Annotated in this window: 25 protein-coding genes, 2 tRNA genes and 1 riboswitch; of the genes, 15 read left to right on the forward strand and 12 right to left on the reverse strand. The window is 56.4% G+C overall.

Annotated features, from left to right (window positions below; translation table 11 throughout):
• The 3 genes from TQ39_RS05475 to TQ39_RS05485 all read right to left on the reverse strand — a co-directional run bounded on the left by TQ39_RS05475 (position 1) and on the right by TQ39_RS05485 (position 3281).
• Entirely contained in the window at positions 1-864 is an 864-nt protein-coding gene (locus TQ39_RS05475; RefSeq protein WP_082052126.1) for a carbohydrate ABC transporter permease, read from the reverse strand.
• Positions 854-1795 (reverse strand): carbohydrate ABC transporter permease, encoded by a 942-nt coding sequence (locus TQ39_RS05480; protein WP_050004819.1) that lies wholly within the window; start codon positions 1793-1795, stop codon positions 854-856. Before TQ39_RS05480 ends, TQ39_RS05475 begins: the two co-directional genes overlap by 11 nt.
• A gap of 142 nt (positions 1796-1937) precedes the next feature.
• Complete coding sequence (locus TQ39_RS05485; protein WP_009322153.1) at positions 1938-3281, reverse strand: ABC transporter substrate-binding protein; 1344 nt, start codon at positions 3279-3281, stop codon at positions 1938-1940.
• 314 nt (positions 3282-3595) lie between these two features.
• Between TQ39_RS05485 and TQ39_RS05490 the strand changes: the two genes are divergently transcribed.
• Positions 3596-4495, forward strand: coding sequence for an AraC family transcriptional regulator (locus tag TQ39_RS05490; RefSeq protein ID WP_050004820.1), 900 nt, complete (start codon positions 3596-3598; stop codon positions 4493-4495).
• Positions 4496-4615: 120 nt separating this feature from the next.
• Here TQ39_RS05490 and TQ39_RS05495 read toward each other — a convergent pair whose 3' ends face one another.
• The 4 genes from TQ39_RS05495 to TQ39_RS05510 form a co-directional block, all read right to left on the reverse strand.
• Complete coding sequence (locus TQ39_RS05495; RefSeq protein ID WP_009322151.1) at positions 4616-5797, reverse strand: M20 metallopeptidase family protein; 1182 nt, start codon at positions 5795-5797, stop codon at positions 4616-4618.
• Between the two features lie 27 nt (positions 5798-5824).
• Complete coding sequence (locus TQ39_RS05500; RefSeq protein ID WP_050004821.1) at positions 5825-7162, reverse strand: NCS2 family permease; 1338 nt, start codon at positions 7160-7162, stop codon at positions 5825-5827.
• Positions 7163-7238: 76 nt separating this feature from the next.
• Positions 7239-8024, reverse strand: coding sequence for a TatD family hydrolase (locus TQ39_RS05505; RefSeq protein ID WP_050004822.1), 786 nt, complete (start codon positions 8022-8024; stop codon positions 7239-7241).
• 98 nt (positions 8025-8122) lie between these two features.
• Positions 8123-8220: riboswitch (purine riboswitch) on the reverse strand.
• 278 nt (positions 8221-8498) lie between these two features.
• A complete protein-coding gene (locus TQ39_RS05510) occupies positions 8499-9272 on the reverse strand; it encodes an AIM24 family protein (RefSeq protein ID WP_050004823.1) in 774 nt (257 codons plus the stop codon).
• Between the two features lie 494 nt (positions 9273-9766).
• Between TQ39_RS05510 and TQ39_RS05515 the strand changes: the two genes are divergently transcribed.
• Complete coding sequence (locus TQ39_RS05515) at positions 9767-10294, forward strand: hypothetical protein (protein ID WP_139056068.1); 528 nt, start codon at positions 9767-9769, stop codon at positions 10292-10294.
• 105 nt (positions 10295-10399) lie between these two features.
• On the opposite strand, the gene TQ39_RS05520 is transcribed toward TQ39_RS05515, so the two are convergent.
• From TQ39_RS05520 to TQ39_RS05535, 4 genes are all read right to left on the reverse strand, one after another.
• Positions 10400-10489 (reverse strand) — tRNA-Ser (locus TQ39_RS05520).
• 61 nt (positions 10490-10550) lie between these two features.
• Positions 10551-10638: transfer RNA gene (locus tag TQ39_RS05525), tRNA-Ser, on the reverse strand.
• A 257-nt stretch (positions 10639-10895) separates the two neighbouring features.
• Positions 10896-11324, reverse strand: a complete 429-nt coding sequence (locus TQ39_RS05530; RefSeq protein ID WP_009322127.1) for an FMN-binding protein — start codon at positions 11322-11324, stop codon at positions 10896-10898.
• 168 nt (positions 11325-11492) lie between these two features.
• Positions 11493-11702 (reverse strand): hypothetical protein, encoded by a 210-nt coding sequence (locus tag TQ39_RS05535; protein WP_156146192.1) that lies wholly within the window; start codon positions 11700-11702, stop codon positions 11493-11495.
• 221 nt (positions 11703-11923) lie between these two features.
• On the opposite strand from TQ39_RS05535, the gene TQ39_RS05540 reads away from it, so the two are divergent.
• The 6 genes from TQ39_RS05540 (at position 11924) to TQ39_RS05565 (ending at position 16828) form a co-directional block, all read left to right on the forward strand.
• Complete coding sequence (locus TQ39_RS05540; RefSeq protein ID WP_050004825.1) at positions 11924-12541, forward strand: LexA family protein; 618 nt, start codon at positions 11924-11926, stop codon at positions 12539-12541.
• A 66-nt stretch (positions 12542-12607) separates the two neighbouring features.
• Positions 12608-13213, forward strand: coding sequence for a histidine phosphatase family protein (locus TQ39_RS05545; protein ID WP_009322124.1), 606 nt, complete (start codon positions 12608-12610; stop codon positions 13211-13213).
• A 202-nt stretch (positions 13214-13415) separates the two neighbouring features.
• Positions 13416-14756 carry a putative DNA modification/repair radical SAM protein gene (locus tag TQ39_RS05550; RefSeq protein ID WP_050004826.1) on the forward strand — a complete coding sequence of 447 codons (1341 nt, stop codon included), beginning with the start codon at positions 13416-13418 and terminating at the stop codon, positions 14754-14756.
• Positions 14735-15595 carry a TIGR03915 family putative DNA repair protein gene (locus tag TQ39_RS05555; protein WP_082052128.1) on the forward strand — a complete coding sequence of 287 codons (861 nt, stop codon included), beginning with the start codon at positions 14735-14737 and terminating at the stop codon, positions 15593-15595. The genes TQ39_RS05550 and TQ39_RS05555 overlap by 22 nt, the downstream gene beginning before the upstream one ends.
• A complete protein-coding gene (locus TQ39_RS05560; RefSeq protein ID WP_069955696.1) occupies positions 15561-16070 on the forward strand; it encodes an NUDIX hydrolase in 510 nt (169 codons plus the stop codon). Before TQ39_RS05555 ends, TQ39_RS05560 begins: the two co-directional genes overlap by 35 nt.
• Before the next feature lie 92 nt (positions 16071-16162).
• The gene (locus tag TQ39_RS05565) at positions 16163-16828 is read left to right on the forward strand and encodes an AAA family ATPase (RefSeq protein ID WP_370863552.1); all 666 of its coding nucleotides are present in this window, start codon (positions 16163-16165) and stop codon (positions 16826-16828) included.
• Positions 16829-17044: 216 nt separating this feature from the next.
• On the opposite strand, the gene TQ39_RS05570 is transcribed toward TQ39_RS05565, so the two are convergent.
• Positions 17045-17299 carry a hypothetical protein gene (locus TQ39_RS05570; RefSeq protein WP_050004827.1) on the reverse strand — a complete coding sequence of 85 codons (255 nt, stop codon included), beginning with the start codon at positions 17297-17299 and terminating at the stop codon, positions 17045-17047.
• A 73-nt stretch (positions 17300-17372) separates the two neighbouring features.
• Here TQ39_RS05570 and TQ39_RS05575 point away from each other — a divergent pair, with 73 nt between their 5' ends.
• The 7 genes from TQ39_RS05575 to TQ39_RS05600 all read left to right on the forward strand — a co-directional run bounded on the left by TQ39_RS05575 (position 17373) and on the right by TQ39_RS05600 (position 22150).
• Positions 17373-17795: a DUF3795 domain-containing protein gene (locus TQ39_RS05575; RefSeq protein WP_050004828.1), complete on the forward strand. Its 423-nt coding sequence runs from the start codon at positions 17373-17375 to the stop codon at positions 17793-17795.
• Between the two features lie 45 nt (positions 17796-17840).
• The gene (locus tag TQ39_RS05580; RefSeq protein WP_050004829.1) at positions 17841-18464 is read left to right on the forward strand and encodes a flavodoxin family protein; all 624 of its coding nucleotides are present in this window, start codon (positions 17841-17843) and stop codon (positions 18462-18464) included.
• 53 nt (positions 18465-18517) lie between these two features.
• Positions 18518-20260, forward strand: a complete 1743-nt coding sequence (locus TQ39_RS05585; protein ID WP_050004830.1) for a MutS-related protein — start codon at positions 18518-18520, stop codon at positions 20258-20260.
• 55 nt (positions 20261-20315) lie between these two features.
• Entirely contained in the window at positions 20316-20576 is a 261-nt protein-coding gene (locus tag TQ39_RS21965) for a DUF1232 domain-containing protein (RefSeq protein WP_082052129.1), read from the forward strand.
• A gap of 62 nt (positions 20577-20638) precedes the next feature.
• Positions 20639-21067, forward strand: coding sequence for a DUF3795 domain-containing protein (locus tag TQ39_RS05590; RefSeq protein ID WP_009322115.1), 429 nt, complete (start codon positions 20639-20641; stop codon positions 21065-21067).
• Positions 21068-21246: 179 nt separating this feature from the next.
• Positions 21247-21720 (forward strand): peptidylprolyl isomerase, encoded by a 474-nt coding sequence (locus TQ39_RS05595; RefSeq protein WP_009322114.1) that lies wholly within the window; start codon positions 21247-21249, stop codon positions 21718-21720.
• A gap of 1 nt (position 21721) precedes the next feature.
• On the forward strand, positions 21722-22150 hold the full coding sequence (locus TQ39_RS05600; RefSeq protein WP_009322113.1) for a GtrA family protein: 429 nt from the start codon (positions 21722-21724) through the stop codon (positions 22148-22150).
• Positions 22151-22267 lie beyond the last annotated feature (117 nt).

Consider the following 22267-nt stretch of genomic DNA (forward strand, 5'->3'; position numbering starts at 1 on the left):
TCAGCCCTTTACACCCGTTACCGTGATGCCTTCGATAAAGTATTTTTGTGCAAAGAAAAACAGGACGATCATCGGGATCGTAAAAATAGCAGAAGCCGCCATCAGAATGCCCCACTGCACATAGTGCTGCTGCAAAAAAGCCTGCAGGCCAATGGAAAGCGTGTAGCTTTCCTGACGGTTCAGATACAGCATAGGACCCATAAAATCGGACCATGTGTTGATGAAAGTGAAAATAGCGACACTTGCCATTGCAGGTTTGCACAAAGGCAGCATGATCTGTGCAAAAATGCGCACCTCTCCGGCGCCGTCGATCTCCGCGGCTTCCAGCAGGGAATCCGGGATGCTCTTAAAGAACTGGCGAAGCAGAAAAATGTAGTATGCGCCGCCGAAAAACGCGGGCACCACCAGGGGCGCGATGCTGCCGATCAGCCCCAGCTTGTTCCATATCATATACAGCGGGATCAAAGTGACCTGATATGGGATCATCATCGTGGCCACGATGATCGGGAACAAATATTTTTTCCCGTTCCACCGCACCTTCGACATGGAATAGGCCACCATCGCGGAGGATATCACGGTTCCCACAACGCACAGTGCGGTGATGACGATGGTATTCCACGCATAGCGAAGGAACGGTATCTGCGTAACAGCCAGAATATAATTGTCGAAGTGCAGCTTTGTCGGAAAAATAGTACGCTGATAAACCTCTTCCATGGACTTCAGCGAAGTAAGCAGCATCCATGCAAACGGTACCAGAAAGACGACGGACAGCGCCACAAGCAGAAATACCGTGACCGCCTTTCCGCACAGCTTGCGCCGCCTGATGTTTTTGTTCGCACGCGCGAGAGAAGCATTATTCTTCACCGTAGCTCACCCACCTATCCTGCGTTTTAAAAACGACTGCGGTCACAACAGCCACAACAACAAACAAGATCCAGGCCATCGCGGACGCTTTGCCCATTTTGAAAAGGTTGAATGCGTTCTGATACAGATACAGCGCATAAAACAGCAGGGAATTTTCAGCGCCGCCGCTGACCACGTTCAGACCGCCGCCCGTGGAACTTCCGATCATCAGATATGCTTGTGTGAAATACTGAAAATTGTTGATGATCCCCATGATCAGCTGGAAAAAGATCGCAGGAGAAATTCCGGGCAGAGTGATGTAAAAAAAGCGCTTCAGAGCATTTGCACCATCGATCTCGGCAGCCTCATACAAAGTGCGGGGCACGTCCTGCAGCGCCGCCAGAAAGATGATCATAATACTGCCGACACCCCACACGCCCATGATCAGCAGCGCAGGTTTCGTAAAACGCGGGTCGGTCAGCCAGTTGGGCTGGTACAGCCCCAGTTTCTGCAGGATGTTGTTCAAAAGGCCGTACTGCGGGTTCAAAATCCACAGCCACAGCATGGAGGATGCGACAAGCGGCACGATGCTGGGAAGATAAAAGAACGTTCGGAAAATGGGCATGGCACGCACCTTCTGGTTCAGAAGCACCGCCAGAAGCAGGCCTGCCACGAGGCACAGCGGCGTGCCCAGAACCGTCATATACAGCGTATTGCCCAGGCTTTTATAAAATTTTTCATCCTGAAACAGCGCCGAATAATTTTCAAGCCCTACAAATTTCGGCGTTTGGAACATGTTGAAGTCTGTCAGGCTGTAATACACCGACATGATGATGGGATACAGGCTGAACGCCAAAAAACCAATGATCCAGGGCAGCGCGAATAAAATACCCGCCGCCGTATGATTTCTACGTTTTGAAGCTCTGCTTTTGATGGCCCTGTGTTGAAGCATGATGATATCCACCTTTCAAGAAGCTATGCAATATAACATGTGTAAAGGGGCCTTTACATGCAAGGCCCCTTTACGAACAGTTAACTGTGCATTCGTTCCTACAGAACGAACCTGTTAACAAACAGCAAATATATGCGCACCACTACTTGAACAGTTCAGAGCCCTTATCATAGATGTTTTGCAGCGCCTGCTCCGGAGTCTGCTTGAGATTGAGCGCAAGCTCTACCTCTTCCTTGATGATCGTATTGTACTCGGTGCTCTGCGGCACGTTGGGCAGGGCAAACAGATTTGGGCTGGCGGCCAATTCGGCGAACACGTCGCTGTTGTAGCTGCCGTTTACAAACTCGTCGCTCTCCAGCTGTGACAACAGCGAAGGGAATCCGCCGTGGGACACGCTCTGAAGCATCGTTCCCTCCGGGCCGCAGATGAAGGTGAGGAAATCATAGGCGCCGTCCGGGTTTTTGCTGTTGCTGGGGATATAGAACATGGACGAGCTGGCAATGCCGCGTCCTTTCAGCTCTTCATGGCCTTCCGGATAAGGAATGAATGTGCAGCCGTAATCCACATCCACCTTAAAGGTATCGTTGATGTTGGCGCCAAGCCAGTTTCCGTCCACGCGGAAGGTCTGCTTTCCAGCCAGGAAGGGGTCGGTGGGGTCCAGATATTTGCCTGCGGAACCAAATTTGGCTACGTTTTCAACGCCGAATTTCTCACGGTACATCACCGCATATTTCAAAGCCATGAGGTTGCCTTCGTTGTCGGGCGACGCAGGCTTTCCGTTTTCATCGTACCAGCCGCCGCCCAGCGCCGCCGCAAAGTTGTCTGTATAATAAACAGAGGGAAAATCCGGATAGCCCATCACGTCAATCGTTCCATCCGGATTGAGCTTTGTGGTGTTGACAGCCATCTCATACATTTCTTCCATTGTTTTGGGCGGCTCGGTATAACCTGCTTCAGCCAGCAGCGTTTTATTGTAAAACAGCGCCATCAGGTTCATGCCGGCGGGCAGCGCGTAGGTTTTCCCCTCATATTTGCAGGCTTCCAGCGTGGAGGGAATGATGTCGGACAAGTCGGTATTGTTCTTGGCAATATAGTCATCCAGCGGGAGCATGATGCCTTTCGAAGCATACGCGCCGATGTTGTTTGTAAAGTCATCCGTAATGTCGGGTCCGTCGCCGGATTGAATCGCTACCATGATCTTCTGAGAATCCGGTACGGAGAGGGCCTCCACATAATATTTATCGCTCTGCGCGTTGTAAGCCGCCACAGCGTCATCCAAGTATCCGGCTTCTACACCGGTCCACAGATGCCAAAGCACGACCTTCTCCTTCTCTGTTTCGGGAGCTGCAGGCTCTGCCTGTCCCTCTGACGAAGCAGACGGTGCGGAAGAACTGCCGTTGGCGCCGCCGCAGGCTGTCAGCATGCCGCAGAGCATTGCACCGGCGAGGCCCAGGGCCAACACTTTTTTGATCGACCTTTTTTTCATGAAACTCAACCTCCATTTTATATTTGAATCCGGCTTTCGCCGAATCAATTTTGAGGGTCGTGCTTTTCGCAGCCGAGCAAACATTTTTTGGTCTCCGGCCCTAGATATGTACTCCGCCGGATGCGAAAACATTCGTGCCGCACTGCGGCTCCTCTCCCGCTTCCCCGTCCTCACCCGTTTGGCGAAATGGATTTTTCCGACAAAAAGGTAATTTTTTCAGCCTTGAGCGGTATCTTTTCAAATTCATTGCCATCCCAGCAAATTCAGTATACAATAGCTGATGAGGCAAATCCACGCAAAATGGAGGCAAAATTATGCAGATTCAATCAAGCTGCACAGAAAGCATCGCAGACAAGTTAAAAGTTCTGTACGAACATACCGTTTTTGAAAAAGGCGATCCATTCTTTTTATGGCCGCAGAATTCCCCCGGCAAAATGGACACCCACGCAAGGTATTTGCATTATCACAACGAACTTGAACTGGGCTGGTGCACGGAAGGCAGCGGGATATTTTTTGTGGAGGATAAGGTCATCCCATTTCAGGCTCCCTGTGCCTCGGTCATCTACCAGGGGCAGATCCATATCGCCCAGAGCAATCCCGATAAGCCCGCAAAATGGTATTTTATCAATGTCGATGAATGCATTCTCAGCGCCAAAGATGACGAATCCCTTACGGCGGGACATATCGGCGCCCCCATACTGGATGACTCCACTGCCGAGGGCCGCGATATCCTGACACTCGTTCAGATGGTGGTGGATGAATTGCAGGCCAAAAGGCCCGGCAGCCGCCAATGCGCAGAGTGGCTGGTGAGAAGCATTCTATACAAGCATGCACGTCTCTCCGACCACCGCCAGGTTGCCCCTTGGCGTCTTGCCGAAGTCTCACCTGCAGTGACCTATGTTTCCAACCATTATGCCGAGCCTTGCCCGATCGAAACGCTGGAACAGCTCTGCAATATGAGCGTATCGACCCTGCGTCGAAAATTTTACAGCGCATTGGAATGCGCGCCTTCCGATTATATCCACCGCGTCCGCATCGGAGCGGCAACGGTAATGCTTTCCGCCGAGAATAAATCGATACTGGAAATATGCCACCAAGTGGGCTATATGTCCCTGTCCAGCTTCAATCGCCAGTTTCGCAAGCTGACGGGCGAAAGCCCGCGCGAAATGCGCAACCGCATGCGAAAAAAGCAGACATCCCCCCTTCCGGAGTGAGCCGGTACAAAAGCTGCGCCCAAGCCATTCAGCTAAGGCAAAAGCATCTGTCTCCGGCGTTGCTCCCCATACGAAAAAGTGCGTTTCCCGTTTGGGAAACGCACTCATTTTTTCAAAGCCTCAGAGCGCCTGTAAACAGCATCGGCCGCTCAGCAGAGCGACTGTATACTCCATGCCGTAAGCCAGCGCGTCTTCGTCCAAGCGATACCGGGCATTATGATGGGGAGCATCGCTTCCCTTTTCCGGGTTTGCCGCGCCCAGCTCAAGGAAAAAACCCGGGCACACCTGGTCGTAATAGCAAAAATCGTCTCCCGGCGCGATCGGTGAAAGCTCATGCACCGCCTGCGTGCCAAAGGTTTGCGCAATCATATTTCGCGCCCAGCCGGTCAGCGCCGGATCGTTGCGGATGGAATCGTACCCGCGCACATATTCCACCTGCACATCCGCCCCTGCCGAGGCGGCAATGCCTTCGCTGATCTCGCGGATACGCCGCTCGGCAGTGGCGCGCACCCGCTCATCGTAGCTGCGCACCGAGCCGGTCAAATGCATGCTGCCGGGTATAATATTGTAGGCCGAGCCGGAATGGGCCTGGCATACCGAGAGCACCGCCGGGTCGCTGGGCCGAAGCGAACGGGAAAGCACGGTCTGCAGCGCAAGGATGATCTGTGCGCCGGTCACAATAGGGTCTATGCATTCCTGCGGCATGCTGGAATGTCCGCCGCGGCCGGTGATCTCGATCTCAAAACGGTCCGTGGCCGAGGTGAGAACGCCGCTGCACACGCCGAAGCTGCCCGTGGGCAGCGTGCTTGTAAGATGCAGACCGAACACCTCGTCCACACCCTTCAGCACGCCGGCGCGGATGACTTCCACCGCACCGCCGGGAGGGGTCTCCTCCGCATGCTGAAAAATAAAGCGCAGTTCCCCGCACAGCTCCTCCCGCCGGCGGCACAGCAGCCGCACGGAATTCAGCAGGATAGCCGCATGCCCGTCATGGCCGCAGGCGTGCATCACGCCTTCATTGCAGGAGCGATAATCCAGCTCGTTTTCCTCGCGGATGGGCAGCGCGTCGATGTCCGCACGAATGGCGAGGCAGCGGCCGGGCCTTCCGGTGCGCAGTACCGCCATCACACTGGTGGGTGTAGGACGGCTGAGTTCCAGCCCTTCCAGTTCGCACAGCGCCTGCTCCAGATAATCCGCTGTCTTGTATTCCCGGAAGGACAGCTCGGCATGCCGGTGCAGCCAGCGTCTGTCCTCGATGCACTGCGGCAGAAGCTCCAATACCTGTTGATGCAGATTTTTCATAGCCAACGCCTCGATTTCTTGCAGTGATCAGAAAATAAAATACAGTACCATAAGCACGCCAAGCACCCAGGCGGGCCACTGCGGGACGTACTTCGCATCGCGGTTTACAAGCGCGCGGATGACGCTGACCACCAGATAAGTGAACATGCCCAGCGCGATGCCCGCGACATAGTCGCCTTTATAGGCAGTCACCAGAAGCATGACGGCCACAGGCAAAAATTCAGAGCCCGAAAAGTCTACGTCGCGCAGCGTTTCCAGCATGGAGATGCCCACCACGATCAGCGCGCTGCCGGTTGCCGCGCCGGGAATCATGAGGAACAACGGGCTGAACAGCATGCACAGCAGGAAGAAAAACGCGGTGCTCAGGTTGGAAAGGCCCGTGCGGCTGCCGCTCTCAACCCCGGCGGCGCTCTCCGCAAAGCAGCTCACGGTGGTGATGCCGAACAGGCTGCCCAGGATGGTGGCGCTGGAGTCCACCAGGAACACCTTGCCGAAGGCCGGGAAATTCCCGTCCTCATCCAGCAGCCCCGCTTTGCCCGCCATGGCGAGGCCCGTGCCCAATGTGCCGAAGAAATCGTTGATCAGCAGCATGATGATGAACGGAACAAAACTCAGTTTGAGGGCGCCGAGAATATCCACCTGGAACGCCACATTGCCGATGGATGCCAGCGCACCACGGGTGAAGATATTTTCGGGCAATACCGTAACGCCCATGGGGATACCGATGATCGTTGTAAGAACAATAGAGATCAGCAGCGCGCCCTTGATTTTATAGGTGCGGCCGTTGACCGTGATTTTGAGATACGTCAGCAGCAGGGCGATGGCCAAACCGATCAGCCCCAGCTGCACGCTTTTATCGCTGAAATTGATGAAGCTGCCATCCTCACCCGCAGCGGCCAGGCCGCTGGTATTCAGGCCAATGCTGGCAATCAGCAGGCCCACCGCACCGCCGATGCCGATCTTGATGTTTTTGGGCAGGCTCCGTGCAAACAGGTCGCGCAGTTTGAAAACAGAGATCAGCAAAAAGACGATGCCGGAAATTGCCACCGTGCCAAACGCCTGGCCGTAAGTAGCCTCGCCGCTGGCCACCATCCCGGCCACCAGGTTCGGGATAACAAGAACAGGCGCCAATGCGATGGGCGCGTTGGCGACCAGGCCCATGGCGATGCAGGAAATGGCCGTGATAAGCGCGGTGCACAGCAGCACACCCGTCAGGTCAATGCCCGGCACCGCGGACATCGCCCCGGTCATGTAGGCCAAAATATAGGCCATGGTGGCAAAGGTCGTGGCGCCGCCGATCAGCTCCGTGCCGATGGTGGAGCCTCGCTGGGAGATACGAAAGTACTTGTCCAGCTTGGTTTTCATACAGATTCCTCCAGTTTCTCAGTTGTTTTATTTATCCTGAACCGGCGCGGCCGCGCCGGTACCCGATACAAAACGATCAGATGCCAAACATCCGGCGGGCGTTTTCACGCGCAGCCAAAGCCACCTCCTGCGGGGTAACGTCTCCGCGTATCTGTGCGACAACTTCACATACGTCCGCAATCATATCCGAAGTCGCTCGTTTGCCTTCAAAGCGGGCGCTGGGTAAAAACGGAGCGTCCGTTTCCAGCAACAGCCGCTCCAACGGCATCTGCCGCACCACCTGGACCAGCTCCCCCGCATTGGAATAAGTGACAGCCGGGCCGATTCCCAGCGAAAGGCCCATTTCCAGAAGCTGAAAGCCATATTCGGCACGGCTGAAAAAACGGTGGATCATCCCGGGGCACGGCAGTTCCGCCAACAGCCGGATGACGTCCTCATCCGCATCCCGGTCGTGGATGACCACAGGCATTCCCTTCCGGCGCGCCAGCTCCAGCTGGGCACGAAATACATTTTTTTGCGTCTCCCGCTGCGCGTATGTGGGACCTGCGCCATCCTCCAAATGGTAATCCAGTCCGATCTCTCCAACGGCCACACACCCGTCCTCCTCCGCCATATCGGAGATCTGCTCCAACCAGCCGGACGGCACGTTGTAGGCCTCCAACGGAAATACGCCTACACTGGCATATACTCCCTCGAACCGTTTCGCCAGGTCCAGTGAGCGCCGGGAGGACGGCACGCTCGAGCCCGAATTGACAATGGCGCACACGCCCGCTTCGCGCAAGGTACGCAGCACCTCGCCGCGGTCTGTGTCGAAGACGGCTTCATCGTAATGTGCGTGTACATCGGTGATGGAATGCAGCATAAAACAACCTCCTGCCCTGTTCAATAAATGCAAAAAAATACGGCCGCCTGCCGCAAAGCATGACGACCACAGCTACAGCACCACGCCCCGCCGGAGCATAGTCCATCTATGGATGACATAGTACCCGGTTTACGGCTGGGTGTAGAAACTGCTCTCCCTATCAGAGCATTATATGCATTTTCAGGAAAACACTTTGAATTCCTGTAATAGCATACCAAAATATGAATTAAAATTCAACAGTATCCGACAAAAAACTCCAACTTTCCGGCATCGTCCTTTTGCCCTCCGGGTTCGTAAACAGCCGCGCCGGGAATGGATACGCAGTCTGTACACCGGCGCAGGCGCCAAGCAAAAGAGCCCGCCCGACCCCATAACCGCGCGGCAAAAGCGGCGGACAGACTTCAGCGGATAACCTGCCGCTTTTTACAATTACACCGGCGGACTGTTGCCGGGCGCCGTCGGGAAATGCCTCAATCAAATATTCGGCATTTTTGCGGTAGGCATCATCAGCACCTTGCCCGTACCACGGTACACATTTACAAGTCCCTCCCCGGAAGCCGCCGAACCGATCAGGCTCTTACCAGACCGCTCCACCGTAAATTCAAGGCCCGCGCTCCAGGCGATCGCGTAGTTCCCGTCGATCTTCAACACATCATTTTCCAATATGATCTCTACCAATTCTTCCTTGGGGCACTCTGCCTCGATGCAAAACACACCACTGCCGTTCAAGCTCAGATTAAACAGCCCTTCGCCGCCGGCGACCGCCGAGGAGAAATTTGAGCGCATGACTGCTTTGTGTTTGAGGCTTGAGTCACAGGCAAGAAACAAGCCGTCGTCCAGCACCACAGAGCCGCCCCAATCGGCCGCATCCATCAGCAGGAGATGCTTATAGGTAGGTTCCAAAACAAGCATACCGCTGCCGGTATATTCCGGCTTGATCGCAGATTCCCCCGTCACCTTGCCCCATACAGCTTTTCCGAAAAGGTCCCCAACGCCTTTGATTCCTGTGGTCGCGCTGACATTGCCCAGCATCCACTGCATGGCCCCGGCCTGGATGGTAATATTCGCATGATTCAAATCACATATGACCTGCCGCTTTTTTACGTTCATCTGAGCACAGTAAAAAGCCGTGACAGCCGAACCCGGCGTCACGCTCAGGTCCCTTTGGTATTCAATAACGGTGAAGGGCCCTTTTTGATCAAGTGTTTTAACGTCATCATTGTCGGTAAAATTGGATACGCGATACATATTTTTCCCTCTCTTCGTTGTTTTGTTGTCTACGGTTCCGCCGCACGCCGGCTCTCAAGAGTGCTTTAATCGAAAAATCAGCTTACAGCCACAGCACTGTATTTGCACCCCTCCCTTTTACAGTGCGCGCCTTCCGATTTTCAGCATAACTTTTTTTACATCTTTTTTCAATAACGTACAAAATGTAAAATATTTTGAGTTCTTGACCAGAAAACCTGTAAACGGCCAATAACGCTATAGACCATATTTTCCACAAAACCTGCCGGAGCGCTTTATGGTATCCGCCGGAGACGCAGCTTCGCCTGCTGATGTTCCCGGAAACTGTTGAGCCCTCAAAACTGTTTGTCCTGATTTTTTGTGGCTGCCATGCAGTGTCCATGTTATAATAAGAAAAACGGGTCCGCTGCCCGTAAATCATCGAAACGAAGGTGGATACTATGTGCAAATATATCACACAAGGCAAAGCGGATGGAAACTCCTGCGGAGCTTTCACCTTGGCTTATTACGAATGGGAGATTTCCGGGCACGCCAAAGCTGAAGCCGCCGACAGGGCATACATATCTGCTCTGTATAACGACATTGTCTTTGGCTGCGCGATGCCAGGCTTTGAAAGCTATTCCAACCCCATGCTTATGATGCGCCGCTTGGCAAAGCAGGGCGCAAAACCAGTATTCCATCTCGGGGAAAACCCGCTGATCCGGCAAATGTTCGGTGTACTGAGTGCGGCCGCCAAGCAGGAAGTCGCACAAATGAAGATGTTTGGAACGCTCTGTGAAGCCGCGCTGGACGTGGAACAGGCGGCAGAATACGCCATCCTGGTGTGTCAAATGCTGGAAAATGGCGCGCCTGTAAACAAACTTCATTATGTTCTGATGAAAAAGAGCTGTGATAGGGAGCCGCTCATCCTGAACCCGTGGCACGGTGAAGCCCTCCCTCCGGCCCAACCTCTCATCCCCGGCGCATCTGTGGAACCAAGCCTTGTCTGGACAGGTGCAGCCATTGAAATTCTTCTTCCCGGCTGAACCGCAAGCGCAGCGGCAGGGAATCCAAAAGTCTAAAATCGCAGAAAAAACCGGCTGCAATTTGAATTTAAACAGTCTAAATTCAAATTACAGCCGGTTCTGTTTTGGCGGAGAAGGAGGGATTTGAACCCTCGCGCCGGTTTCCCGACCTACGCCCTTAGCAGGGGCGCCTCGTCACCACTTGAGTACTTCTCCAAAATGGCAGCGTTCATTTTTCCGCTATTCTGTTTTATGCACCAGCCGCCGGTTCCTTAAATGGCGGAGAAGGTGGGATTCGAACCCACGGAACATTGCTGTTCAACGGTTTTCAAGACCGCCTCCTTAAACCACTCGGACACCTCTCCCCGGTCTTGCGGCTTAGAGTGCGTTAATAATGATAACATATCCTTCCGTCGCTGTCAATATTATCGCCAAGATTTCGCACCGAAAAACATCTTCTATATTTTTTGGGGGAAATATGCTTTCAAACAGTTCTTTTTGCAAATAATCATCCACCGGCAAATGAACTGTTCCGGAACCAGAGGACAGTTCACGAGCCGGTGGTTTTCGGGATGCAAAGAAACAGGCGCCCGGGCAGGCGCCTGTTTCTTACAAATTGAAATTATTCCGCATTATCCACAAGGACAACTTCCGTATTACCGGCTTTGGCCTGCTTCTCAACAGCTGCCATCAGTACTTTCACGGACTCGCTGGACGAAGTTGCGCCAGCCACAGCCTCGATTTTATCGGCAGTACCAGCGGCTTTGACGTTTTCCTCAAGCTGGGGAATCCACTCGGAAGGAAGCGGATCCATCGGGTAAGTCTCTGCCGTGGCTTCGCTCTTCAGGTTGCCGTTGGCATCCTTCGCATCAAAATCCACATCCGTGATCACGCCGTCCTTATAAGTGACGGACAGATACTCCGTCCAATCATGGGACGGTTCCTTGTACTGGGCGGTATATGTGCCGTCCTTGATGCTGCCGCTGCCGCCGCAGGCCACCAGAGAAAGCGCCAGCACAGCCGCCAGAGCCAAAGTAAGCAGTTTCTTCATAGGGAATTACCTCCTAATTCAATCGCAAAACTCTGCTTGTGAAAGTTTTGTCATGGTTAGAATATCATTATCTGCACTGTAAGTCAACAGCAAAATAGTTACAATTCCTATTTTTTTACTCTGCTATCATCAATGCCCGTAAAACTATCTTTCCCATCCTGTGCCCAATCATGCAACACGCATGGGTGTCTGTTCCTTGGCAGCAACGCGCAGCACCGGCGCTTTGGGCGCGGGACGGAACAGGTTTTTCTCAGCCTGATACGCGGCATAAGCCAGTGCCGCACAGGCAGGCGTCAGCAGCATTTCCGCGCAAAGTTTTCCGGCGCCATAGGCTCCTACAAAGCAGATCGCGCCCAATACCAACAGAACGACCGCCATACGCAAAAAAAGCTTTTCATTTCCTTTTTCATCATGATTCCTCTTTTCACAGCTTGAATCGCTGAATATTTCCTCTGTGTTTTCACAATAATACAACCGTTAGTTGTTGTCAAGACCGTTTAACAACTTTTTTTACAATTTAAAAGAAAAACCCGCTTTACTTTGACAACCATAAGTAGTAAAATCAAATATAGAATGATAGATAGAAATGAGGCATCCGCATGTTTGCACAACGTTTGAAAGAGCTGCGCAAGCTGAATGGGCTCTCCCAGGCGGCGCTTTCCAGCCTGCTGGGCGTCACGCAGCAGGCTGTCGGCAAGTGGGAGACCGGGCGTTCCACCCCGGACCCACAGACGCTCGCGCGCGTTGCCGCTTACTTTAAAGTAAGCACCGATTATTTGCTGGGCTGTGCTCCCGCCCCTATCACCTCCGCCGTTGCGGCAGCGGATGGTCCCCGTGAATTTCCCATACCCATTATCGGCACAGTGCGCGCAGGTTTTGGCGCGTTCGCCTTTGAAGAGGACTACGGCGAGGAATACGCCCGCGTAAAAGACCCCGGCAGTTATTTTTATCTGTTGGTAAAAGGCGACAGCATGGAACCCCGCATCAGCGACGGTGACCTTGCTCTGGTGCACCGCCAGCCCACGCTCGAGAACGGAGATCTGGGTGTCGTTATTTTCGGAGAGGGTGAGGGAACGCTGAAAAAATTCATCCGGCGGGGCAACACCATCATCCTGCAGCCCTTCAACAATGTATATGCGCCGCAGATCATCATGGGTGAAGATCTGGAACACCTATATATCGCCGGCAAGGTTGTGGAGACACGTGCACGCTGGTAGACCGCTCCTCTTTGTCTCTCAGGATATCAGAATATTTGTCCCATAATACGTACTTTTGGAGGAAATATGCCAGCAACTGAAATTTACCTGATACGCCACGGCCAGACCGATTACAACCGGCAGTTCCGTCTGCAGGGCCGCAGCGATATTCCGCTGAACAGGCTCGGGCTCGCCCAAGCCCGGGCTGCGCACGAAGCATTGCGCGGCGTTCATTTTGACGCTGTATACGCAAGCCCGCTGCGGCGTGCGGTAGATACCGCATGTATCGTCTCGGGCTGGCCCGAAGAAAAAATAGAGCTGGACCCACGCCTGATCGAGATTGGTTTCGGCATTTGGGAAGGCAGCGATTTCCGCACGCTTGGCCCTGCCGGTACGGCCTTTTTTGAAACGCCGCAAAATTATACGCCGCCGCAGGGCGGCGAAAGCCTGGATTCCGTGCTGCGCCGCACCGGAGGTTTTCTGGATGCCCTTCAACAACTGCCGGAAGATCGGCACGTCCTTGTCGCCAGCCATGGCGCTGCACTGAACGCGCTCTACCTGCAGATCAAAGGACTTCCTCTCTCCCTGTTTTGGACGCATCGTTTCGGCAATTGCAGCATTGTCCGCCTGGGCCTCTCCGGCGGCAGGCTGTCGGTTCTGGAGGAATATCCGGAGCCGGTCGCCCCCGCCTGAGCCCGGAGGGGACCGCGCGCCGGGAGCATGCTGGCCGCGGAAATTGCACAAAAGCGCGTGCAATGATGCCCCTGTGTAAGGAAAACCTCTTTTTTCTTATTTGAAATCCCACAAAGCCCTATGAAAAAACACGTGTTTCGTCAGGGCTTTCTTTTTTACACCCTTTTTCAAAACTGCCGTATACCGGCACGGAGGAACGAGCATGGATGTGCTGGAAAAACTGACGATCCTGACGGACAGCGCAAAATATGACGTGGCCTGTACGTCCAGCGGCTCCGAGCGGCCGGGCGACGAGACCGGCCTTGGCAGCACTGTGGCCGCCGGGCTGTGCCATGCCTTTGCGGCTGACGGCCGGTGCATCAGCCTGCTGAAGGTGCTGCTGAGCAACTGCTGCGTTTACGACTGCAAATATTGTGTGAACCGTGTGACCAACGATGTGCCCCGCGCCGCCTTTACGCCGCGCGAACTGGCGGATCTGACCATCGGGTTCTACCGCCGCAATTACATCGAAGGGCTGTTCCTCTCCAGTGCGGTGCTGCGCAGTCCGGACTACACGATGGAACAGATGATCGGCGTGCTGGAGCTGCTGCGGGGCGAGTACCGCTTTCGCGGTTATATCCACGCAAAAGCCATTCCCGGAGCGGACCCGGCGCTGGTGGCTCGGCTCGGCCTGCTGGCGGACCGCATCAGCATCAATATCGAACTTCCCAGTGAGCGGAGCCTTTCGCTGCTGGCTCCAGACAAGAGCAAACGCGCCATTCTTGCCCCCATGAAGCAGGTGAGCCAAAGCGTCACGCAAAGCAAGGCCGAGCTGATGCGGTATCGCAAAGCCCCGCAGTTCGCGCCCGCGGGGCAGAGCACGCAGATGATCATCGGCGCAAGCCCCGAAACGGATTATCAGATTTTGCGGCTGACCGAGGGGCTTTACCAAAAATACAGCCTGAAGCGCGTATTTTTCTCCGCCTACATTCCGGTGGCCGAGGATTCGCTGCTGCCCGCGCTGGACACCAAACCCCCGCTGCTGCGCGAGCACCGGCTGTATCAGGCCGACTGGCTGCTGCGCTTCTACCAGTTTTCCGCCTCCGAGATCCTCGACGAGCAGCATCCGGACTTCAATCCCTACCTGGACCCCAAATGCAACTGGGCCGTCCATAACATGCATTTGTTCCCTGTGGACATAAACCGCTGTTCCTACGAAATGCTGCTGCGGGTTCCGGGCATCGGCGTAAAAAGCGCCCAGCGCATTCGGGTGGCCCGGCGCAGCGGGCAGCTGGACCTTGCCGACCTGAAGCGTATCGGCGTGGTGCTCAAACGGGCCCAGTATTTCATCACCTGCAAAGGCTTTTCCCGTGGCGTGACTGCCGGGCCGGAGGCCACCGTGCGCGCCCTGCTCGACCCCGCCGCCTTTGGCGTTGGCACGGAACAGCTGAGCCTGTTTGCCGCGCCCGCCGTACAGGAGCTGGCGGCACAGGGAATGCGCCCTGCGTCGGCCGCGCGGGAAGTATGTGAGGAGGCGGTCTCGTGCCTGGCACGTCAGATGTGATCTACCTGTACGACGGCAGCTTTGAAGGGCTTTTGTGCTGCGTGCACGAAAGCGTATATACCCATGAGCTTCCTGTGGATATCCAACCCGAAGAAGCGGCCCAGCCTACGCTGTTCCGCCAGAAATATATCGCAGCAGACGAGGAAAAGGCTGCGCGCGTCTACGATTCCATTCCCCGGAAGATCTCGCCCGACGCGGCCGCTCTGGTGCAGTGCGTATTTTTGAGCTGTATGCCGGGCAAGGAGCTGGCGATTCTCCGCTTCCTTCTGCTGGGCTATCGGCGCGGACGGCAGACGATGTATCTGTTGTCCCACACTGCTGTTCAGCCGATGCTGGCCGCGCGGCAGAATCTGCTGAACGAAGCCCATCTGCTCAAGGAATTCCTGCGTTTTTCTGACTACGACGGGGCTTTGGCCGCGACCATCACGCCGAAAAACTATGTGCTCCCCTTTCTGAAAGAGCATTTCTGCTCCCGCCTGAAGAATGAAACCTTTCTGATCTTCGACCGTACTCACAAAGCCGCACTGGTCTGGCAGGACCGCAAAGCGCGGATCATCTCCCTGGATACGCTGGAGCTGCCGCCCGCCACCGCCGAGGAGCTGCGCTACCGCGTCCTTTGGAAGCGATTTTACAAGACCATCGCCATCGCTGCGCGGGAAAACCCCCGCTGCCGCATGACGCACTGTCCCAAAAGATACTGGGAAAACATGCTGGAGATGGAGGATGAGCTGCGGCGCACGCCGGACAGTCTGGATGCCTTGCCGGCCGCCGCGCCCGCCTTGCTCCCACAAAAGGAGGGACATTATGGAGCCCAATATTCCTTCCCCCGTTTGCCGTAAAGACGGCGTCGAGATACACGCCGCCGTCCCTAAGGACATCACAGAAGCCTTTTCCGTCATTGCGGTACGGGAAAACGGCGCCTGGCTTCTGGTGCGCCACAGCGCGCGAAAAACCTGGGAGCTCCCCGGCGGACACCGGGAGCCGGACGAAACACCGCTGGAGGCCGCATGCCGTGAACTATACGAGGAAACGGGCGCTTTGAGGTTCCGTCTGTGCGCCTGCGGCTGCTATAGCGTCACACAGGGTGGACAGACGAGCTGGGGTGCACTGTTTCTGGCGGAGGCCATCACGCGCGGCCCTCTGCCCGAAAGTGAAATCGCGCAAGTACGTGCCTTTGCCGCACTGCCCAGCGCGCTCACCTACCCGACGATACAGCCCGTACTCCACGCTTGTGCGGAGAAATACCTGCGCGGCGGCGCGCTGGAAAACGCACCTCTCTTCCGCGCGCCCGTACGGAAGGGGGAACGCCCGTGAACGATGCTCTCTATCTTCGCGCCGTGGGGATTGCCGCCGCGGTGTAGCCTGATTATTCCTTTTCCCTGCCGGCTGTTCGGGCGCTGGCCCGTATGGGGCGCCTGCGGCTGGAAAAACCTGTCACGTTTTTGGTGGGAGAAAACGGCACGGGCAAATCCACGCTGCTGGAGGCCATCGCGGCGGCATGGGGTTTCAATCCCGAGGGCGGCACGCGGAATTTCCGCTTCTCTACCGCCAGAACGCACGCGGAGCTGTACCGCTCGCTGGTGCTGCAGCGCGGCCCGCGCCGCCCCCGGGATGGTTTTTTCCTTCGGGCAGAAAGCTTTTACAATGTTGCCACAGAGATCGACCGTCTGGATGAGATTGCGCCGCTGAAAGGCGCCTACGGCGGCCGTTCGCTTCATGAGCAGTCCCACGGTGAAAGCTTTCTCGCGCTTGTACTCAACCGTTTTTCAGGCAGCGGCCTGTACCTGCTGGACGAACCGGAGGCCGCTCTTTCGCCCGCGCGTCAGCTTGCGCTTCTGGCTGCTCTGGACGGACTGGTCCGCAAAAATTCCCAGTTTCTCATCGCCACCCATTCCCCGCTGCTTCTGGCGTATCCGAACGCCGAAATTTTTGTTTTGAGCGAACGGGGCATCGAAAAAACGCCCTACCGGCAAACAGAGCCTTACCTTTTGACCAAACGCTTTCTGGAGGCACCTGAACGTATGCTGAACGAGCTGCTCGGAACGGAGGAGGAAGCATTCGAGGCCAGATAAGTTCGACGTCCGCAGACATAAAACAGACGGACAAGAAAGAATAGATACAGATCTAGGAAAAGCTGGCGGCGGCAAAGCAATGCAGCTTTGCGAAGCAAAATACAGGCCATGGGACGAACGCCGCAAAAAAGGTTGCGGCTGCGCCCGCAGACACGTACCGGAGAAACGGAAAGCCTCTCTTGCAGATAATCGTGCTAAAAACGCAGCTCTTAGCGTTCAGACGGCCTTTTTTGCGCAAAATAGCCTCGCGATGCTCCACAGGGTCTGTGCCAAGACGTGTAGAACGAAGCGGCCGCCGAAGGCCGCCATGTCGCAGCGACCGCGGCCGAAAACCCTGTTCGCAGGCAGATTGGCGAAAAAGCCGCGCTTTCCCGCCAATCCGGATGCACTTGCCCTGCCGGGAAGCTGCTTTTCCGCATTCTGCCTGTTCCTGCCCGGCAGAAAACCGGTCTGTGGAACTGTGCCGTCCATGTGTCCTCTCTTTTTTCGATTTCTGTTTTGCAACCCTGTTTCCAATCATTTATAATAAAGGAGGATTCCTAACATGTCCGATCCGGAATACATCGGGCGCATCGCCCGCAGCATCGCGCCATGCGGGCTGGTCTGCGCCCTGTGCGGCAAGCCGTCCTGCAAGGGCTGCCGGGAGAGTACGGATGCCGAGCTTTCCTGTTTGTGCCGCCAGCGTACATGCTGCCGGGAGAAAGGCTTCTCCGGATGCTGGGAATGCCCGCTTTTTCCCTGCGGGGAGGGCATGTTTTCCTCTGCGCGGAGCAGCAGCAGACGCCTTACCGCCTTTGTGCGCTGCGTGCGGGAGGACGGCGCAGACGCGCTTGCGTCGTATCTGGCCGCCAATGAAGCGCAGGGCCTGCTGTACCATCGCGACACAGTGCATTTTACCGGCGATTATGACATATCGGAAGATGAGGCGGAGATTTTACGCCTGCTGCGGGAGGGATCCAAACCATGATTCCGGGCGCATGGCGCGCCTGATTTTTGCAAAGAGGTGTTTTGAATGAAAGTACTGCTGTTAAACGGCAGCCCCCATGCGAAGGGCTGTACCTACACTGCGCTGGCTGAGGCTGCCGGCGCGCTGGAGGCTGCCGGTGTGGAAACAGAATTTGTCCATATCGGTACAAAGGCGATCCGCGGCTGCATCGGCTGCGGCAAATGCCGGGAGGCAAAGCGCTGCGTTTTTGACGACGATCCTGTAAATGAGGCCATCGAAAAAGCCCGGGCCTGCGACGGCTTCATTTTCGGTTCCCCTGTGTACTATGCCTCGCCCAACGGCGCTGCGCTGGCGTTTCTGGACCGGTTGTTCTACGCGGGCGGCAGCGCGCTGCGGTACAAGCCCGGCGCGGCGGTCGTCTCGGCCCGGCGCGGCGGCACAACCGCCGCGCTGGACGCGCTGAACAAATATTTTACCATCAACTGTATGCCGGTAGTATCTTCAAAATACTGGAACATGGTGCATGGCAACACGCCCGATGAGGTGCGGCATGACCTGGAAGGCATGCAGGTGATGCGCACACTGGGACGCAATATGGCCTGGCTGCTCAAATGCATTGAGATCGGCCGCGCGGCCGGCATCACCGCGCCGGAGCCGGAACCGCCCGTGCGCACAAATTTCATCCGCTGAGGACGCTCTTTTGTTCAACAACCGCCGCCCGGCGGACATTCCGGAGGCAAAAAATGACCCCTGAAACAAACGCGCTCATTCCCGTGGGCATTGCCGCGCTGTGCTTTTTACTCGCTTTTCTGTATGGACGGCACCGGCGGGCACTGGCGCTGCGCCGCCGTGTGGCGGAAAGCTTCGGTCAGATGCCGGCAGAGCCGGAACGGCCCCGCGCCATGACACGGGAATTCTGGGAACTCCTGCGCGCAGGCGAGCCTGCCGGCCAGTGCATCGACGACGCGACCTGGAACGACCTGGACATGGACGACGTGTTCGCGCGCATTGATATCTGCCAAAGCGCCGTGGGGCGTGCCTGCCTTTATGCAGTGCTGCACCGCCTGAACACCGGGCCGGAGCTTGCCCGGCGCGCCCGTCTCTGCGGCCTTTTCGCGGCGCGGCCCGCGCTTCGGCTGAATGTCCAGCTCTGCCTTGCACGCCTGGGCCGCAAGCGCGGGCAGGAATTCGCCGGTTTCCTGTTTGACCCATCTCCCATGCGTCTGCCGCTGGCCGGGTTGTACCGCATTTGTATGTTTCTTCCCTTTCTGGCATTGCCCTCACTTTTCTTCGGGCCGTGGGCGTTGTGCTTTCTTGCCGCCTGCGTGTTGAACACGGCGCTGTATTATCACGCCAAAGATAAAATACGCGCGCATCTGGACACATTGGGTTATTTTTCAATGCTGCTTTCTGCGGCAAAGCGCCTTTCCCGGCTCGTGCAAACCGACGCGCCCCAGCTTTCCGATGCGCTGAACGATGCCGCCCGGCCGCTGAAGGCGGTTTCCGGCGGCGTGGGGGCGCTGGCCCGCCCCTCCACGGGCGAGCTGAACGACATGCTGTTCGAGCTGATGGGGGCGCTGACGCTGGCGCCCCTGCTGTATTACGACCGCGCCGTCCGTGTGATGCAGCGCGAACACGCTGCGCTGCTGCGCCTGTGCATGCTGCTGGGCGAAACGGAGCTTGCCATAGCCGCGCTTTCATTCCGTGAGAGCCTTCCCCTCCAGTGTACGCCGGAATTTACTTCCGAAATGGCACTTGTCTGCGACGAACTGTACCATCCGCTCCTGGAAACGCCCGTGGCGAACAGCGCGGTATTCCGGCGCCACACATTGTTCACTGGTTCCAATGCGTCCGGCAAATCCACATTCATCAAAGCACTGGCCGTCAACGCCATTCTGGCGCAGACGCTGGGCGTATGCGCCGCCCGTGCATTCACGCTGCCCCGGGCACTGGTGGTATCCTCCATGGCGGTTTCCGACAACCTCTGCGCCGGAGACAGCTATTTTGTGGCGGAGCTGAAATCTCTGCGCCGCCTGCTGGCCTGCGCGCAAACCGGAACGCCCTGCCTGTGCTTTATTGACGAGATTCTGAAGGGGACCAACACCGTGGAGCGCATCGCAGCCTCGGCGGCGGTGCTGCGCCATCTGGCCGGGTGCCGCTGTCTGTGCTTCGTCGCCACCCATGACCGGGAACTGACGGAAATGCTTGCGGGCCTGTATGAAAACCGCCACTTCTCCGAACAGGTGGGGCCGGAGGGCGTCACCTTTGACTATCTGCTCAGGGAGGGTCCCGCGCACACACGCAACGCCATCGCGCTGCTGGCGCAGTTGGGTTTCCCTGCAAAGGTGACGCAGGCGGCGGAGGATGCGGCCCGCGCCTTCGAGGCGGAGGGACGGTGGCCCGCGGAACGGAGCGGCAGAAAGGATAATTGTGGCACCTGCTTTCCGGAAACGCCCTGCAGCTGGGACAAAGCAGCGAAAAAATGATGTACAGGCTGTCTTTCTCGCCCTGAAAGCACCCGGTATGCCATGGCATATGTGAATACCGGCGGCCTTCACCGCGGCTTATGCGCTTTCCCGCATCGACCTCGTGCCCGATTTTATCCCTATGCCGAGATACCCGGACGACCTTTTGCTTTTGCCGCTGTCGGCGGCATGCACCGTAAGGCAAATCCCGCCGCAGATTTTTACCGCATGCAGTCCACGGGCCGATGGTCTGGTCTGTGGAATGAAGGCAGACCCAAACGCTGGTACTGCGCCATTCCTACCGCTCCGGCATGGGCCCTGGGGCTGCTGCTTTTGAAAGCCGTGCTTTGAGAAAGCCCGCGCAGGACCGCCCCCCGGACGGAAAGGAGAAATTCCTGAATGCATATGCCTGATGCCATTCCCGAAAATATGTTCGCGCCGTGCGGCATGAACTGCATGGTATGCTATAAGCACTGTACCGTTTGCAAAAGCGTGCGTCCCTGTGCAGGATGCCTGAACGGGGACGAAGGCAAGCCGCGTCACTGCCGTGCCTGTGCCATCAGGGACTGCTGCCGTGAAAAGGGCCTGCGCTATTGTCTTGAATGCACCGCGTTCCCCTGCCGGCGCCTGAACCGTCTGGAAAAAAGCTATCGTACGCGCTACGACGCCAGTCTTTTGTCCAACAGCCGCGCCGTTCTCACACGCGGGCTTGCCGTCTTTCTGGAGAATGAACGGCAAAAATATACCTGTTCCGTGTGCGGCGGCATTGTTTCGCTGCATGACGGTGTGTGCGGAACCTGCGGCGCATCCACGGCCGCGCTGGAATAGAAGCATGCGCTGCGCGGTGCCGGTCGCGGAAAAAGGAACCTTTCCGCTGCGCGATTTTTGTGCTATACTCTTTTTGTGGCTGCAAGCGTATCGGCGCACAAAGGTGCCGGGACGCCCGGCGGACGCGGCAAGATCCGCGCAGCCGCCGCAGGAATGAAATAGAAACGGAGAAATGAAACATGATCGAGATCACCATGGAAAACGGCAAGACCATCCGCATTGAACTGGACGCCGAGGCCGCGCCTATCACGGTGGAAAATTTCACAAAGCTGGTGAAACAGGGTTTTTATGACGGCCTGACGTTCCACCGCATCATTCCCGGCTTTATGATCCAGGGCGGCTGTCCCGAGGGCACCGGCATGGGCGGCCCGGGCTATGGCATCAAAGGCGAATTTGCCGCAAACGGCGTTGAAAACCCCATCCGCCATACCCGCGGCGTCATCAGCATGGCCCGCAGCCAGATGCCCAACTCCGCGGGCAGCCAATTCTTCATCATGCATGCCGACGCGCCGCATCTGGACGGCAGTTACGCCGCTTTCGGCCATGTGGTGGAAGGCATGGACGTTGTCGACGAGATCGCGTCCGTCGCCACGGATTTCCGCGACAAGCCCAAAACGCCCGTTGTGATGAAGTGTGTGAAGGTCGTGGACTGAGATGCGCCTGTTTAAAAAACTGTTCTCGTTTTTCTGGGACAGGAGCCTGCTGATCTTTCTTATCATCGGCGGGCTGAACACACTCGTCAGCATGGTCGGCAGCCAGCTTTTGTACGGCGCGCTGGGCTATTGGGGCGCGACCGCGCTGATGTTCACCGTATGCAGCGTGTTCAGCTTTATCTTCAACCGGAAATACAGTTTTGAAAGCAAGGCCCCTCTGCTGCAAAGCGCCGTGCGCTTTTCTGTGGTCATCGCGGTGTGCTACCTCATCAGCTTCGGCCTTTCGGATTTTCTGGTGCCGATGTTCATGGGGCGCTTCTTTCCCGCTGTTTCCACAGACTGGCAGGCGCGCATCGCCATGCTGGTAGCGCAGGTGATCTTTACCGCCTGCAACTATCTGGGGCAGCGCCTGTGGGCTTTTAAAGAATAAGCCCGTTCCGCATCCCATTTTTGCAAAAAAGCCTTTGCCCCGGACATTGCGTCCCGGGGCAAAGGCTTTTTCCGTATCTGCAATCGGCGGTGCCGGGCCGGAGACGGGATGGCCTGC

This window comes from Ruthenibacterium lactatiformans (genome assembly GCF_000949455.1).
Taxonomy (GTDB): Bacteria; Bacillota; Clostridia; order Oscillospirales; family Ruminococcaceae; genus Ruthenibacterium; species Ruthenibacterium lactatiformans.